This window comes from Pseudomonas sp. 9Ag (assembly GCF_902506445.1).
Taxonomy (GTDB): domain Bacteria; phylum Pseudomonadota; class Gammaproteobacteria; order Pseudomonadales; family Pseudomonadaceae; genus Stutzerimonas; species Stutzerimonas stutzeri_AB.
Genome location: NZ_LR733836.1, coordinates 4,296,843 through 4,312,136 on the forward strand (window position 1 = coordinate 4,296,843; position 15,294 = coordinate 4,312,136).

15 protein-coding genes are annotated in these 15,294 nt (G+C 63.3%); 7 read left to right on the forward strand and 8 right to left on the reverse strand.

Annotated elements, in window-relative coordinates:
• Window positions 1–156: 156 nt before the first annotated feature.
• Window positions 157–1,224, forward strand: a complete 1,068-nt coding sequence (gene galE, locus ALTERO38_RS19725) for a UDP-glucose 4-epimerase GalE (RefSeq protein ID WP_159969422.1) — start codon at window positions 157–159, stop codon at window positions 1,222–1,224.
• Between the two features lie 34 nt (window positions 1,225–1,258).
• Here galE and ALTERO38_RS19730 read toward each other — a convergent pair whose 3' ends face one another.
• Both ALTERO38_RS19730 and ALTERO38_RS19735 read right to left on the reverse strand, forming a co-directional pair.
• The gene (locus tag ALTERO38_RS19730) at window positions 1,259–2,650 is read right to left on the reverse strand and encodes a S8 family peptidase (RefSeq protein ID WP_159969423.1); all 1,392 of its coding nucleotides are present in this window, start codon (window positions 2,648–2,650) and stop codon (window positions 1,259–1,261) included.
• A 224-nt stretch (window positions 2,651–2,874) separates the two neighbouring features.
• Window positions 2,875–3,759, reverse strand: coding sequence for a LysR family transcriptional regulator (locus ALTERO38_RS19735; protein ID WP_159969424.1), 885 nt, complete (start codon window positions 3,757–3,759; stop codon window positions 2,875–2,877).
• Between the two features lie 131 nt (window positions 3,760–3,890).
• On the opposite strand from ALTERO38_RS19735, the gene trpB reads away from it, so the two are divergent.
• The 3 genes from trpB (at window position 3,891) to ALTERO38_RS19750 (ending at window position 6,560) form a co-directional block, all read left to right on the forward strand.
• Window positions 3,891–5,102: a tryptophan synthase subunit beta gene (trpB, locus tag ALTERO38_RS19740; RefSeq protein ID WP_159969425.1), complete on the forward strand. Its 1,212-nt coding sequence runs from the start codon at window positions 3,891–3,893 to the stop codon at window positions 5,100–5,102.
• Complete coding sequence (gene trpA / locus ALTERO38_RS19745; protein WP_159969426.1) at window positions 5,099–5,920, forward strand: tryptophan synthase subunit alpha; 822 nt, start codon at window positions 5,099–5,101, stop codon at window positions 5,918–5,920. Before trpB ends, trpA begins: the two co-directional genes overlap by 4 nt.
• A 115-nt stretch (window positions 5,921–6,035) precedes the next feature.
• Window positions 6,036–6,560, forward strand: a complete 525-nt coding sequence (locus ALTERO38_RS19750; protein ID WP_159969427.1) for a transposase — start codon at window positions 6,036–6,038, stop codon at window positions 6,558–6,560.
• A gap of 42 nt (window positions 6,561–6,602) precedes the next feature.
• Here ALTERO38_RS19750 and ALTERO38_RS19755 read toward each other — a convergent pair whose 3' ends face one another.
• Both ALTERO38_RS19755 and ALTERO38_RS19760 read right to left on the reverse strand, forming a co-directional pair.
• Window positions 6,603–7,067 carry a nuclear transport factor 2 family protein gene (locus ALTERO38_RS19755; protein ID WP_159969428.1) on the reverse strand — a complete coding sequence of 155 codons (465 nt, stop codon included), beginning with the start codon at window positions 7,065–7,067 and terminating at the stop codon, window positions 6,603–6,605.
• Window positions 7,068–7,079: 12 nt separating this feature from the next.
• Window positions 7,080–7,691 (reverse strand): NAD(P)-dependent oxidoreductase, encoded by a 612-nt coding sequence (locus tag ALTERO38_RS19760; protein ID WP_159969429.1) that lies wholly within the window; start codon window positions 7,689–7,691, stop codon window positions 7,080–7,082.
• Window positions 7,692–7,841: 150 nt separating this feature from the next.
• On the opposite strand from ALTERO38_RS19760, the gene ALTERO38_RS19765 reads away from it, so the two are divergent.
• The 3 genes from ALTERO38_RS19765 to ALTERO38_RS19775 all read left to right on the forward strand — a co-directional run bounded on the left by ALTERO38_RS19765 (window position 7,842) and on the right by ALTERO38_RS19775 (window position 10,469).
• Window positions 7,842–8,225: a helix-turn-helix domain-containing protein gene (locus ALTERO38_RS19765; RefSeq protein WP_159969430.1), complete on the forward strand. Its 384-nt coding sequence runs from the start codon at window positions 7,842–7,844 to the stop codon at window positions 8,223–8,225.
• 147 nt (window positions 8,226–8,372) lie between these two features.
• A complete protein-coding gene (gene yghU, locus ALTERO38_RS19770) occupies window positions 8,373–9,215 on the forward strand; it encodes a glutathione-dependent disulfide-bond oxidoreductase (protein ID WP_159969431.1) in 843 nt (280 codons plus the stop codon).
• Window positions 9,216–9,680: 465 nt separating this feature from the next.
• Complete coding sequence (locus ALTERO38_RS19775; protein ID WP_102837245.1) at window positions 9,681–10,469, forward strand: hypothetical protein; 789 nt, start codon at window positions 9,681–9,683, stop codon at window positions 10,467–10,469.
• Window positions 10,470–10,551: 82 nt separating this feature from the next.
• On the opposite strand, the gene ALTERO38_RS19780 is transcribed toward ALTERO38_RS19775, so the two are convergent.
• The 4 genes from ALTERO38_RS19780 to ALTERO38_RS19795 all read right to left on the reverse strand — a co-directional run bounded on the left by ALTERO38_RS19780 (window position 10,552) and on the right by ALTERO38_RS19795 (window position 15,017).
• Complete coding sequence (locus ALTERO38_RS19780) at window positions 10,552–11,043, reverse strand: DUF4126 family protein (protein WP_159969432.1); 492 nt, start codon at window positions 11,041–11,043, stop codon at window positions 10,552–10,554.
• Window positions 11,044–11,141: 98 nt separating this feature from the next.
• Window positions 11,142–11,825 carry a TrkA family potassium uptake protein gene (locus ALTERO38_RS19785; RefSeq protein ID WP_159969433.1) on the reverse strand — a complete coding sequence of 228 codons (684 nt, stop codon included), beginning with the start codon at window positions 11,823–11,825 and terminating at the stop codon, window positions 11,142–11,144.
• Window positions 11,815–13,146: a TrkH family potassium uptake protein gene (locus tag ALTERO38_RS19790; protein ID WP_256663924.1), complete on the reverse strand. Its 1,332-nt coding sequence runs from the start codon at window positions 13,144–13,146 to the stop codon at window positions 11,815–11,817. Before ALTERO38_RS19790 ends, ALTERO38_RS19785 begins: the two co-directional genes overlap by 11 nt.
• Before the next feature lie 392 nt (window positions 13,147–13,538).
• Entirely contained in the window at window positions 13,539–15,017 is a 1,479-nt protein-coding gene (locus ALTERO38_RS19795) for a YdgA family protein (RefSeq protein ID WP_159969434.1), read from the reverse strand.
• Between the last annotated feature and the right edge of the window lie 277 nt (window positions 15,018–15,294).

Sequence of the window (15,294 nt, forward strand, 5' to 3'; positions counted from 1 at the left end):
GACGCCTGATTCACCCCGGCATCGGTGCTGCGTGCTTCCTGCAGTCAGTACCGCCCGATCCGCCGACCCAACCCTGGAGATGCTTGCAGCGGCCGCGCTCATACGGTCAGCCGTACGTTCCCGTGCGCGTCAGATAATTTGGTTCGAGGTAGAGAGATGATTCTAGTCACGGGTGGTGCGGGTTATATCGGATCCCATGCAGCGCTGGAACTCCTGCAGGCTGGCCATGAAGTGCTGGTCCTGGACGACCTCTGCAACGGCTCGAAGGTGGCGCTCGACCGCGTCGAACAGTTGGCCGGACGGAGCCTGCAATTCGTCAAGGGTGACGTGCGTAACCGCTCGCTGCTCAAGGCGCTGTTTGCCTCGTATCCCATCACATCAGTACTGCACCTGGCCGGTCTCAAGGCCGTCGGCGAAAGCGTGCGCGAGCCGCTGCGCTATTACGAAACCAACGTCAGCGGCAGCATCGCGCTGTGTCAGGCCATGGCCGAAGCCGGCGTCTTCAAGCTGGTGTTCAGCTCATCGGCGACCGTCTACGGTGATTCGCCGAGGATGCCGATTACCGAAAACTGCCCGACCGGCCTGCCCGCCAGCCCTTATGGCCAATCCAAACTGATGGCGGAAAACGTGCTCAAGGGTCTGGCCGAGTCGGACCCGCGCTGGTCGATTGCCCTGTTGCGCTATTTCAACCCGATCGGCGCACACGAATCCGGCCTGATCGGCGAGGACCCCAACGGCATTCCCAATAACCTGCTGCCCTACATGCTGCAGGTCGCCGTGGGTCGTCGAAAGCAACTGAACATCTACGGAGCGGATTACCCAACGCCAGACGGTACGGGTGTGCGCGACTACATCCACGTCGTGGACCTAGCCAAAGGGCATCTCAAGGCCCTGGAGCGCCTGCAACAGGTGCACGGTGTTTCCACGTGGAACCTCGGCACCGGACGAGGCTATACGGTACGTCAGATGATCACCGCGTTTGAAGAAGTGATCGGCCGCCCCCTGCCCCACGTGTTCAAGGCGCGGCGCCCCGGCGACATCGCGCAGTGCTGGTCCGACCCGAGCAAAGCCCGGGATGATCTGGGTTGGGAAGCGGAGCGAGACCTGCTGGCGATGCTGACTGATGCCTGGCGCTGGCAGAGCCGCCACCCGCAGGGCTACGCCGAAGACGCAGCGGCCTCAGCGAAACCTGCGGCTAACACCGAAACGGCCCTGGCCAGCTGAGCACCCGCAGCGCGGATGCCCGTCCGGGTCTCGCTTAGGGTGCGCTGCAGTTCAGCTCGGCGCGGATTTTCGACACATCGAGCCGACGGTTCTGCTGCACTGCGCCCGTGAGCTGAGGGTCGATCACCGCCGTGCGCAGCAATGCCTCTCGAATCTGTGCGGCGGTGGCACAAGGATTCAGCGAGGCATACAGCGCCGCCGCGCCCGTCACATGTGGCGTCGCCATGGAGGTGCCGCTCATGTAGGCATAGCCGGCAGCACCCGTAGAGGTCGGTACCGTCGAGACGATATCGACGCCCGGCGCAGCGATGTGCACGTTGTTCACGCCGTAGTTCGAGAAGCCCGCGCGACGGCCATTCTGGTCGATGGCACCGACAGAAATCACGTTAGGAAGCAGGTAGCTCGCCGGGTAGCTCGGCGTGCTGTCGATGTTGAGTCCGCTGTTACCCGCCGCTGCGATGAACAGGATGTTGGCATTACCGGCCGCCTGGATGGCGTCATACAGCGCCTGCGAGTAGCCGCCGCCGCCCCAGGAGTTGTTGGTCGCCACCAGATTGATCTTCTTCGCCAGCTTCAGCTGTGTCAGGTAGTTGATGGCCTTAACCGCACCCGCGGTAGTGCCGCCGTTGGCACCGAGGAACTTGGCCGAGATCAGCTTGGCGCTTGGGCAGACGCCGAAAACGCCAGCGCCATTGTTCGCCACCGCGCCAACCGTACCGGCGACATGCGTACCGTGATCATCTGCCGGGCCGTCGTAGACGCTGGCGTTGTTGGCGGCAAAGTCCCAGCCATATATGTCGTCGGCGAAACCGTTGCGGTCGTTGTCCTTGCGGTCGGCGCGGCTGCCCTCGCCCGGGTTGATCCAGATATTGGCGCGCAGATCGCCATGGGTGGTCATCACGCCTTCGTCGATGATGCCCACGTGAACCTTGTTCGAGCACAGCGCCCCGGCGTTCCAGTTCGCCAGCGCACCGCTGCCGTAAGGAGAAGCAGGCGAGGTGGTTGCGCCTTGCATGCCCCAGAGGATGCTGAGCCCCGGGTCGTTGGGGTTGGCCAGTTGGGTCTTGTAGATCCAGTTGGGCTCGACGTACTCGACCGCAGGGTCCGCCGCCAGCGATGCGATCAATGCGGCGTCGATCTTCTTGCCCTTGCCCAGTTTCGCCTGAATCAGATCACCTTTGGCATCCTTGCGCGCTGCCTTGTCGAGCAGCTTCTGCGCGGCCTTTGCGCCCCGCTTGCTCAGCGCGGCGGTTTTGGCAGCCTCGGAGGCACCCGCCTTGAATTGCACCAGCAGCTCACCTTCAACGAAAGGCCGACCGGCCTTGAGCGACGCATCCACGGCAGGGTTGGGCTTGGCTGCTAGCTGTTCTGCCCCGGCCGCGAGCAGCGCACACATCAAAATACCGACACGCTTTTTATAGACCACCACTGTTCTCCCGAACGACTACAGACAGCCCCACGAACAGGCAAGACGGCTACTCGGTGGGTGTCTGAACTGTATCGGCAAAGATGATGTCGATTTAGTGGCGCCGGACGAATGGCGCAGCCTTTCGTCGGCAAGCGAGACGCCATCCATAGGCAGCCCCATTTCCGCTCAGCGTTTCGAGCCGCCGCCGTAATCCTGGCAAGGGGCGGCTTTCGAATGACCCGTCAGGCCAGCTGCTGGCGCAACCAGTCTGCCAATCGCTCTGCTCTTCGATCCGTGCGCCGTGAGGGCACCCACAGCGACAGCCGTGCTCGTGTTTCGACAAACCCCCAGGGCGCTAGCAAACGGCCCTGGCGCAGGTCATCGGCCACCAGCTGTTGCGGCGCGATGGCCACGCCAAGCCCGGCCAGCGCGGCTTCCAACAGGAAGTAGAGATGTTCGAAGCCCTGCCCCATGCGCAACGCGGCGGGATCAAGACCAGTAGCCCTTGCCCAGGCCGGCCATGCCTGTGGCCGAGAGGCAGTAAACAGCAGCGCTTCGTTGTACAGCACCGAGGGTGGGGCCTGGCGCAGCGCGGCACAGTTTGGATGGTGCGGGCTGAGCACTGGGCCGATGCATTCGGTGGCCAGCTCGAATACCTGCATATCGGCCGGCCACGGCGGCTCGGCATACACCAGCGTGGCGTCCAGCCCGGGCCTGCGCGGGTCCAGCTCACCTTCGCTGGCGGACAGCTGTAGGTGCAGGTCGGGCAGTTCGCGGTTGAGCCGGTCGAGCCGCGGGATGAACCAGCGCGCCAGCAGGCTGCCGGGACAGCCGAGCACGAACGGCGCATCCACTGTTTGCTGGCGCAGCTCGGTACAGGTGTCCCGTAACCGTTCGAACGCCTCCGCCGCAGCATCGCGCAATCGCAGCCCCGCATCGGTGAGTTTTACGCCACGACCATCCTTGCTGAACAGCGCCACGCCCAGGTCATCCTCAAGCAGACGAATCTGTCGACTGACTGCACCGTGGGTCACGCTGAGTTCCGCCGCCGCTTGGCTTATGCTCTGCAGGCGCGCAGCCGCTTCAAAGGCGCGCAACGCGTTGAGGGGAGGAAGGGCTTGGCTCATTGGTGAGATTTCCTGACAGGTCTAGGCGATCTTATCGCTTTTTATCCGGGCTCGACTCGGGTAATTTCCTGCCCATCGCGCATGCCTTGCTGAGCCAGGGCGGCTGCCACTCATTCCCGCAGGAGATGACCATGACTTCATTCCGCAGCGGCCCTGACGCCAGGGGCCTGTTCGGCCGCTTCGGCGGCCAGTTCGTCGCCGAAACCCTGATGCCGCTGATCAACCAGCTGGCCGCCGAATACGAAAAGGCCAAGAGTGATCCGGCGTTCCTCGAGGAGCTGGCCTACTTCCAGCGCGACTACATCGGCCGCGCCAGCCCGCTGTATTACGCCGAACGCCTGACCGAGCAGTTCGGCGGCGCGAAAATCTACCTCAAGCGCGAAGACCTGAACCACACCGGCGCGCACAAGATCAACAACTGCATCGGCCAGATCCTGCTGGCCAAGCGGATGGGCAAACAACGCATCATCGCCGAGACAGGCGCCGGCATGCATGGCGTGGCCACCGCCACCGTGGCCGCGCGTTTTGGCATGCAGTGCGTGGTCTACATGGGCACCACCGACATCGAGCGCCAGCAGGCCAACGTTTTCCGCATGAAGCTCCTCGGCGCCGAGGTGATCCCGGTCACCGCCGGCACCGGCACGCTGAAGGACGCGATGAACGAAGCCCTGCGCGACTGGGTAACCAACGTCCACAACACCTTCTACCTGATCGGCACGGCCGCCGGCCCGCACCCCTACCCGGCCATGGTGCGCGACTTCCAGTCGGTGATCGGCAACGAAGTACGCGAGCAGATCATGGAGAAGGAAGGCCGCCTGCCCGACTCGCTGGTCGCCTGCATCGGTGGCGGCTCCAACGCCATTGGCCTGTTCCACCCCTTCCTCGATGACGAAGCGGTACAGATCGTCGGCGTCGAAGCGGCCGGTCACGGCATCGACACTGGCAAGCACGCCGCCAGCATGGCCGGTGGCGCACCGGGTGTACTGCACGGCAACCGCACCTTCCTGCTGCAGGATGCCGACGGCCAGATCACTGACGCGCACTCCATCTCCGCCGGCCTCGACTACCCCGGCGTCGGACCCGAGCACGCCTGGTTGCACGAGATCAAACGCGTCGAGTACGTGCCCTGCACTGACGACGAAGCCTTGAAAGCCTTCCACCAGTGCTGCCGCCTGGAAGGCATCATCCCGGCGCTGGAATCCGCCCATGCCCTGGCCGAAGCCTTCAAGCGCGCGGCGACGCTGCCCAAGGATCACCTGATGGTGGTCAACCTCTCCGGGCGCGGCGACAAAGACATGCAAACCGTCATGCACCACTACGACGAACAGGAAGAACACATATGAGCTCGGTAAACGCCCGTTTGCAGACGCGCTTCGACCAGCTGAAGCAGGAAAACCGCGCCGCGCTGGTCACCTTCGTGACCGCCGGTGACCCGGACTACGCCACCTCGCTCGCCATCCTCAAGGGATTGCCGGAGGCCGGCGCCGACGTCATCGAGCTGGGCATGCCGTTCACCGACCCGATGGCTGATGGCCCGGCGATCCAGCTGGCCAACATCCGCGCCTTGGCGGCCAAGCAGAACCTGCCGAAAACGCTGCAGATGGTCCGCGAATTCCGCGAGACCAACAGCAGCGCCCCGCTGGTGCTGATGGGTTACTACAACCCAATCTTCGCCTACGGCGTCGAGCGCTTCGTCAGCGATGCCAAGGAAGCCGGTGTCGACGGCCTGATCGTCGTCGACCTGCCACCGGAGCATAACGACGAACTGTGCGACCCGGCCCAAAGCGCCGGCATCGACTTCATCCGCCTGACCACCCCGACCACCGACGACCAGCGCCTGCCCACCGTGCTCAACGGCAGCTCGGGCTTCGTCTACTACGTCTCGGTGGCCGGCGTGACCGGTGCCGGTTCGGCGACGCTGGAACATGTCGAGGAAGCGGTGGCCCGCCTGAAGCGCCACACCGACCTGCCCGTATGCGTCGGCTTCGGCATCCGCACGCCGGAACAGGCCGCCGCCATCGCCCGGCTGACCGACGGCGTGGTGGTGGGCTCGGCGCTGATCGACCAGATCGCCGGGGCCAAGAGCCCGGAGGCTGCGGTGGAAGGTGTGCTCGGCCTGTGCCGCGAGATTAGTGCAGGGGTGCGCGGCGCACGCGGCTGATTGCGCTGGTGGGCTGAAGCCCACCCTACATGGACCTTCAATTCCGTAGGGTGGGCTTCAGCCCACCACTGCGTTAATACCATCCGCACCACCCCATGAAGGCAAGGAGGCCTCCATGTCGAACTACCGGCGCAGCACCGTGCCCGGCGGCACATGGTTCTTCACCCTGACCCTGGCCGACCGTCGCTCCCGGCTGTTGGTCGAGGAAATCGCGCTCCTTCGCCAAGCCTATGGCCAGACGCTGCAGGCCCGTCCCTTCCGCACCCTCGCCATTTGCATCCTGCCCGATCACCTCCATGCCATCTGGACATTGCCGGAAGGCGACGCCGACTACTCCGGCCGCTGGAGCTTGCTCAAGAGCACGTTTTCGCGACACTTCCCGGCGAGCTTCCGGACCGCAAGCAAAACTCGCAAGCGAGAAAAAGGGCTGTGGCAGCGCCGCTTTTGGGAACACCAGATCCGCGACGCTACCGACCTGCAGCGGCATGTGGATTACGTCCACTTCAATCCGGTCAAGCACGGGCTAGTCAACAGCGTTGCGAACTGGCCGCACTCGAGCTACCACAGGTATGTCGAAAAAGGGCTGCTGTCCCAGGATTGGGCTGGCAGTAATACGGCGATTGGCTCGTTCGGCGAATGATTGGCGATACGAGTCCAGCCCCCGCATGCCGATCACACGCTTCTAGAACATGGTGTTGTCGTTCGCCGACTCGGCGGGCACATCCTGAATCACGTCCCAATGTTCGACGATAACGCCATCGTCGACCCGGAAGATGTCGACCACCGCCTGACCGCGGTCCTCGGGGCCATTGGTTGAGTGCACGTGCAGGTAGACCAGATCGCCGTCCGTCGCGCTACGCACGATACGAGCGCGTGATTGCGGGTTTTCTTTGAAGAAGCCGCTGAAGTAACCCACGAAGGGCGCCTTGCCGTCCGGCACGTCAGGGTTGTGCTGCGTGTAGTCATCGGCAACGACACGTGCGGCCTCTTCCACCTGATGCTTGTTGAAGAACTGGTCGTAGAACTCGACGACCAGGGTGCGATTGGCATCCTCGGCCGCGAGATCCCGTGTGGATGGGCTGGCGGCGAAGATGGTGGTCGACAAAGCGGACAGCAGCGCGGCTGTCATCATAAGCGTGCGAAGCATGAGCAAATTTCCTTAGTAACCGACGGTAAAACGCTGGCGTACATGCGCCGGGTGCTCGATCTCGTCGACCAGCGCTACGGCGTAGTCTTCGAATGAAATACGGCTGCCTTGCGCGTTGCTGAGCAGCGCATCTTTGCCAAGGCGAAACTGGCCCGTCCGCTCACCTGGGACGAACTCGGCCGAAGGCGACAAAAAGGTCCATTCAAGCTCGGTCACCTGCCTGAGCTGCTCGAGAAAGGCCGCGCCGCCAGAGGCTTCAGCTTTGTAGGCTTCGGGAAAATCATGCAGGTCGATGACACGCTGACCTGGCGCGACCTCCAGGCTGCCGGCCCCGCCCACCACCAGATAGCGCTTCACGCCAGAGGCGCGTACCGCCTCGATCAGGGTGTGCGGCTCGGACGAGGTGAAGTTGACCGCGCTGACGACGGCATCGTGACCGCGCAGCGCCGACGTCAGGCCCTGCAGGTCTTGGGCGTCGCCCTTGACGGCGATGACGCCGGGCAGCTCGGCGATTCGCTCGGGATGGCGAGCAATTGCAGTTACGCGATGCCCACGGTCAGTGAGCTCTCTGAGAATGCGCGACCCGGCTGAGCCAGAGGCGCCAATCAATGCGATATGGGACATGACGCAATCCTTTGTCTAGTTTATGGACCAGGTATGTTTTGTAGACCTTAGGTGCGAGCAATGCTACGTTTCGCCGCCTCGCCCCACAAGAAGTCAGGTTCGTGGTACCTGGTCACACTGGGCTGACCTGCCTCGCCGACGGAGAACCCTATGCTGCGCGATGAAGTCATTAACGCTGCCTTGGACCACCCCTGCCCGATCCGCGATGTGCTCGATCGCATTGGTGACCAATGGAGTTTTCTGGTGCTTGAAGCGCTGGCCGAACGCACGCTGCGCTTCAATGAGCTCAGCCGTGAGATCGGGGATATCTCCAAGCAAATGCTTTCGCGAACCCTCAAGCGGCTGGAGATGGATGGATTTGTGCACCGCACCCTGTACGCCGAGGTTCCTCCGCGGGTGGAGTACCAACTGACGGACCTGGGCCGAGGGTTTCTGGTGCCCATGCAGGCGTTGGTGCAATGGGCCGATACCCACCACGCTCAGGTCTGCCAGTCACGTCGCGCGTATCGCTCAGCCGAAGGGGCTGTCGATTGATGCCGCATCAGTGCCAAGCCCAAGACCGGTATCCCGAACAAACCATTCCCCATCGATGACCAATATCGACCGGCTCGATTTCGACCGCGCCGTCTGAGCGCGTAGGATGCCCTGCACATCCCCAGTACCCACGCGAGGAGATTGTTCATGCCCGATAGCACTTACGTACCGCCGAAAGTCTGGACCCACGACGCGCCCTCGGGTGGCAAGTTCGCCAGCATCAACGCCCCGACCGCCGGTGCGCGGGAGGAAAAGCCGTTGCCGGTGGGCAAGCATCCGCTGCAGCTCTACTCCCTGGCCACGCCCAACGGCGTGAAGGTCAGCATCATGCTCGAAGAGCTGCTCGCTCTCGGCCACAGCGGCGCGGAATACGACGCCTGGCTGATCAAGATCGGTGACGGCGACCAGTTCGGCAGTGGCTTTGTCGAGATCAACCCGAACTCCAAGATTCCCGCGCTGGCCGACCACAGCGTCGACGGCGAGCCATTGCGGGTGTTCGAGTCGGGCTCGATCCTGGTGTACCTGGCCGAGAAGTTTGGCGCCTTCCTGCCGACCGAAATCCGTGCGCGCACCGAAACCTTGAATTGGCTGTTCTGGCAGATGGGCTCGGCGCCCTTCCTCGGCGGCGGCTTTGGCCACTTCTATGCCTACGCGCCGGAGAAGTACGAGTACCCGATCAACCGCTACGCGATGGAGGTCAAGCGCCAGCTCGACGTGCTCGATCGCCAACTGGCCGAGAACCGCTACATCGCCGGCGACGACTACACCATTGCCGACATGGCCATCTGGCCCTGGTACGGCGTGTTGGCCCGCGGTGAGCTGTACCAGGCCGGTGAGTTTCTCTCGGTGCAGGACTACAAACATGTGCAGCGTTGGGCCGCCGAACTGGCCGAGCGACCCGGCGTGATTCGCGGACGCAGGGTCAACCGCACCTGGGGCGATGAGTCGGAGCAGGCAGCCGAGCGCCATAGCGCAGCGGATCTCGACTGATCACCGGGCGCCAGACCCAGGACCTCTACGCGCGGCAAGCCCCACCGCGCGCATGCGGCCAGGGCGGATGCAACCTGATTGTGGGCAGGGTGTCTTGCCTTCACCGCATGACCTCATACAACGCACCATCAGCGCAGGTCGAAACGTTCTGGCGCCGCCCCCATAACACGGATGCTCCATTCTCCCAGCAGACCGATCACTGCAGACCCGGCCATCTGAACAAGGTGACGCCCGGCGGGCGCATCACGGCGAAGCCCCTCCCTGAAGATCTCCCGCCCGTTACGGCTTTGCGCCGCGCTGCCCCTCGACTTTTCTGAACTATGCCGCCCAGGCCAGACCAAATACTCATGAGCGCTGCTCCGAGGAGCGGATGAGCCGCCATCACTATGGCAGCTGTACTCATCAGTCCCGGGATAAGCGCAGTGCTCGGATAACCCAGTTGTTCAACACAACGCGAGGTGAACCATGAAACACACACTAGTAGCGGCGTTTGCGACGTCGACCGATGCCAACCGTACCGTGGGCGACCTGATGTCGCGGGGCATCGCCCGGGAACAGATTCACTCAGTAGGTGCTGACAGCGCGAACATTCATGCCTACGACGCGCCCTACTCCACCGAAGGCGGCACTGTCGACCGCGAGCATCACGAAGGCAAGGTCGCGCACTTCTTCAAATCGTTGTTCGGCCATGAGCCGCACGAAGAACACCGTCGCCATGCCACCGCCTACCCGGAAGCCGTACGCCGAGGCTCGCTGGTGATCGCGGTCGACGTGCACGACGACGATCAACTGGTCCGTGCACGCGACGCCCTGGAGTACAACGGCGCGCTCAATATCGACGACAACGGCAACGGTGCGGGCGCGACTCCAGGCTATTCCGGCGCAACTAGCCCCTATGCGGGCGCAACCGGCGGCGACAGCCACCTGGACAAGCACTTCGCTGGGTCCGCCAGCCATGCAGGCCATTCAGCCGATACCCATCGCGATACAGGCGCCCCGGGTGCGGGAACAACCGATACAGCGGCAACAGGCCGTACGGCTGATACCCATGCAGGCTCCGGCGATACCGGCCGCTACGATGTGGGCACGGCGGCCAAACGGGCCGGCACGGACTACCCGGAGAACGCCGGCACCGCATCCCCGACTGGCGGCGGCCTGGCCGGCGAGACGGTCGGTACTCGCGACGCGACGGAAAGCTTGGACGCCACCCACGCGGGCACCTGCACAGACCGGATCTGCGTGATCAAGCGGTAAAACGGTTGACCGACCGGTGAGCGATCAAGGGCCGCAAAAAGCGGCCCTTTTTTGCCGGCTTCAGCGAGGCGCGTCTAGGTCCTCAGCGCCCGTCCAGTGCGCGCCGCAACCCGGCGTTGCCGATCGCCAGGGCCACGCAATCTTCTGCAAGGCCTAGGGCGGCATTGGCCATCGGATTGGGCTGATAGGGCTTACGCAGGCTCAACCCCACCTTGGAAGCGACCAGTGCGGCGGATGCCCCGATCAATATCGGGAGTCCTATCGGCTGTCGACGCACACTGGCCAACGCTGCTGCGGTCACCCCGCCCGACAAGGCTCGAAACATCATCGATGGCAGGATGGTCCTGTCCGGCGCAAAGGGCATCTTGTCACCCAGCAGTTCGCCCACCGCCATGGGTACAAGAAATTGCTGCATGCGATGCGAGGCCAGGGTTCGCGCCGGCTCGCCCGCCTCGTCGATGTCGTCCCGCGCGGCCAGTGCCCGGCTGGTCATGGTGGGGGCCAGGGTGCTGCGCATCCCTGTTACCAGGCCGAGCGCCAGCGCGCCCCACAAAACATTGCTCAGAGTGGTCATGCGTGTGTCTCCCGGTGGCTTTTAGATGCGACCGGGTTAGCGCATCAGCCGTTCATGTTCATCTCCGAGCGGTCAGCTCGTCCCGCTCTGTGATGTCGCTAGCCCTTGGCCGCTGCAAACTTCTCTACCCGCTTGGTTTCACCTGCCACGATCAGGATGTCGCCCGGGTGGATCTGGGTTTCAGGCTTGGCGTAGATGAAGTCTTCGTGCGCCCGCTTAACCCCGACGATGGTAACGCCGTAGCGCTTGTGCACGCCGGCGTCCGCCAGGGTCTTGTCATGAATGTTGCGTGGGGCGTGCGTCGAGGCGATGGCAAACCCGTCGTCGAACTCGATGAACTCGAGCATCTTGCCGGTCACCAGATGCGCCACGCGCTCGCCCATGGAGGTTTCCGGGTACACCACGTGATGGGCTCCGGTGCGCTCGAGGATCAGCCCGTGGCGCTTGCTCAAGGCCTTGGCCCAGATGTCCGGTACGCCGAGTTCCTGCAGCGCGAGGACGGTCAGCACGCTGGCTTCCAGGTCGGTGCCGATACTCACGACCACATGGCGGAACTGATCCACCCCGAGCTGGCGCAGCGCGCGGATGTCGGTCGCGTCGGCCTGCGCCACATGGGTCAGCTGGTCGACCCACTGCTGCACGTTGGCGCTGTTGCTGTCGATGCCCAGCACTTCGTGGCCCATGGACGTGAGCGAATCGGCAACCGCCGAGCCGAATCGCCCCAGGCCGATGACGGCGACACTGTCGTTCTCGAATGTCTTGCCGAACAGGTTATCCAACAATGGGGCGTTCCTCCGGATAGCGGTAATGTTTGGTCACGCTGCGCAGCGCAAGGGCCGTCGCCAGCGTGATGGTGCCGACCCGGCCGATGAACATCAGGGCGATGATCACCAGCTGGCCGGACGCTGGCAGATCGTCGGTGATCCCGGTCGACAAACCGACCGTGGCGAACGCGGACACCGCCTCGAACAGCACCACGCCGAGCTCGTAGTCCGTCATGCTGAGCAGCAACATGGTGCCGATACCCACAATGAGCGAGCTGAGAAACAGCACCGTCAGCGCCTGGCGTTGCGTGGCGTAAGAGATGCGCCGACGGAAGGCGACTGTGTCCTCATTGCCACGGATCTCGGCCCAGATGAAGAAGAACAGCAGGAAGAAGGTCGTCACCTTGATCCCGCCCGCCGTACTGGCGCTGCCGCCGCCGACAAACATCAGAAAGTAGTGAACGGCCAGCGTCTGCGCTTCGAGCTGGCCGACGTCCAGGCTGTTGAACCCCGCCGTGCGCGCCACCGCCGAGCTGAACAGGGCTGACAACAGCTTGTCACCCAGCGACATGCCGCCCAGCGTGCCGGGGTTGCCCCACTCGTAGAACAGAATCGCCAGCGTGCCGCCGAACAGGAGCACGGCCGAGCCCCAGAGCGTGATACGGGTGTGGATTGTCCAAGGCTTGCCGCGCTGGTCGCGGCGAAACTCGTAGAGCACCGGAAAGCCCAGGCCGCCGATGATCAGCGCAAGCATGATCGGCACCAGCACCACCGGGTCCGTTGCGAAGCGCATCAGGCTGTCGGAATAGGTCGAGAAACCGGCGTTATTGAAGGCCGATACCGCGTGGAAAAGACCGTCCCAGAGCGCCTTCGGCCAAGGCACGTCATAGGTGAAATGCAAGTGGACGGTGAGGATGGCGGTCACGACCAGCTCAACACCGACCGTGACCAGCAGAATCAGCCGCAGCACGCCGGTCACATCGCCGAGACCTAACGAGCGCGTCTCCTGCTGCGCGACCAGGCGGCTGCTGAGCTGTAAGCGGCGCTTGACCAACAGCCCGAGCAGGGTCGCGCCACTCATGATGCCGAAGCCACCCACCTGAAACAGCAGCAGGATCACGCACTGGCCGAAGAACGACCAATAGGTCGCCGTATCCTGCACGATCAGACCCGTCACGCAGACGGCCGAAACTGCCGTGAACAGCGCCGTCAGCAATGACGCGCTGTCAGGCCCGGCGGTCGACACAGGCAACAGCAAGAGCACCGTACCCAGCAGGGTCGCAGCAAGAAAAGCGAGCGGAATGAGGCGAGCCGGTCGGCGAACTGCGTTGCTGAGCAAAGTTGATTCCTTAGGTGTTCCCTTGGCTGCTGACGTTCGCGCAAAGCCTTGGCACGAGCCTCTACCTTGTGCGGCCACCCTCGGTCAGTGGGCCGCGACAATAGCAAAAAGCATCGCGGCTGCGCTGCACAGCGCGGTTAGGCTGGCACGACGGATCCAACGCCCTGATGCTCTATCGACAGGCCTTGTCCGCAGCTGTTCACCTGCAGCCCGCGACACTACCCGAGCCAACCGCACCTTGTTTCTTGCAAACCTCATCAGTTTCTTCAACCCAAGGGCGATCCAGCATCGCCGCTGATTCAACCGGCACATGCAATCGACGTTGCAGCTCCGGTTCTCGTCCGATCAAAAAAGGCGACCCGAAGGTCGCCTTTTTCACACGGTACGGGCCGTTACTGGCCGAGCAGGCCGGCGCCCAGTACCGAACCGAAGGCAAAGCCGATGAATTCCTGAACGGTCATATCTTGGCCATTCAAGGTCACCTTGTCGTCGGCGTAATGCAGTGAGCTGGCCAGGCGATCGCCTTGCAGCTGGAACCAGCCCGCACCGAGTGCCATACCGCTGAACAACTCGGTCGTCAGGTCTGCCTGCTGCTGCAACGCAGCAGGGTCGGCGCTGTACTGCGGTTCGCGCTGAGCAATCAGGCTGGCAACATCGCGCACCAGGCCTTTATCGATACCTGCTTCGGCTTTGAGCGACGCCAGCATGCTGGTGATCATCGCATCAGGAGTAAAGGCTTCTGCACTCGGGGCCTGCAGGTCGGCCACAACAGACAGGCGGGCCGCACCGTTAGCGGTCTCGAAGCCGAACTCGTCGAGCGCCAAGGTGGGCTTGTGCTCCAGCAGTTGCAGGGCAAGCGCCTGCAGCTCCTGCTGTTGAGCGTCGGTGATGCTGTCGAGTGCCTCCTGCGGGGTCGCACCGCTGTCGAGGATCTGCTTGTAGCTTTCCAGCAGCGCCTTGAGGCTGCTTTCGTCCAGATCGCGCAGGCTGAGGGCCAGCGCCAGGTTGCGGATGGACTGACCATTGGCCCCCACCTCGCCGACGCGGTAGGCGATCGACTGGTTGAAGCCGCCGCTGCTTCGACTCGACACTTCATCAATGGAGGCTTTCTTGATGATTACGGCGGGATTGTTGTCCGTCTGGATTTCCATGCGGTCGAGCGTGATGGCAGACGGGCCTTGGCCGAACCCGTCGACATAGTCGTGCTTGTCCACGGTCATGCCGATACCGCTTAGCTTCACCCGCACCGGCTTGCCATCATCACGGCGTTGCAGGTTCATGTCGATTTCCGGCAGCTGACCTTCCAGGCGCACGGTAGTGGTTTCGTCGGCCACTTCGAAGTTCACGCTGCCAGCCGCAACGCGAACCGTGCCGTCTTCGTTCTCAAGACTGAGAGGCGCCGAGCGCAGCGCGCCTTGCTGGCTGCCGTCATAGCCGAAGGCGACGTCACCGACCAGCGGGTTTTCACCTGAAGCGGCCTCGAACAGCGCTTCGGTCTGCGCTGATCGCTCAAGACGGAAATGGCTCTGGGCCGCAACCGGCATCAGCTGCCCATTGGTCAGGCGTGAAACCGGAAACGGGCCATGCTCGATGCGGTCTTCCAACAGCACGGCGTATTGCCGGGGCTCGCCGTCGCTGTCCTGAACCTCGATGTCGACCTGATAGCGGGCGCTGCTGGAAAGCAGACCGCCTTCGAAACTGAGCATTTTGACGGCGACGTCGGCACCGGCTCCAACGCTCATCTCGCGCAACTGGATATTGGCCTGCTCGACGGCATCACGGGCAGTCGATTCAACCTGGGTGCTGGTGTAAACAGTGGCGCCGCCGATGAGGACCAGTGGAATGGCTACGGCAAGTGCGATTTTTTTCATGGAAACATCCTGTGCGGCGGCTGGGCAGACGTCCTGTCAGCCGGTGGTTGGCAAGCGGCCGCACTCTATCAGCGAGCCTGTGCAGTCTCCAGCGCGCCTTGCAGCGGGATCGGAAGGCTGAGAACGCGGCGACAAATCACGACGCTCTCACCCGCTGATAAACCAAACCCAAGCTAAGGATTCCAACTCACCGTCCGCGCCAGCGGTGGATGTGAAAAGCGACATCCACCCTACAACCGTAGGAGTGGATCACGCCTCACCAGTCCACCCCACGCCA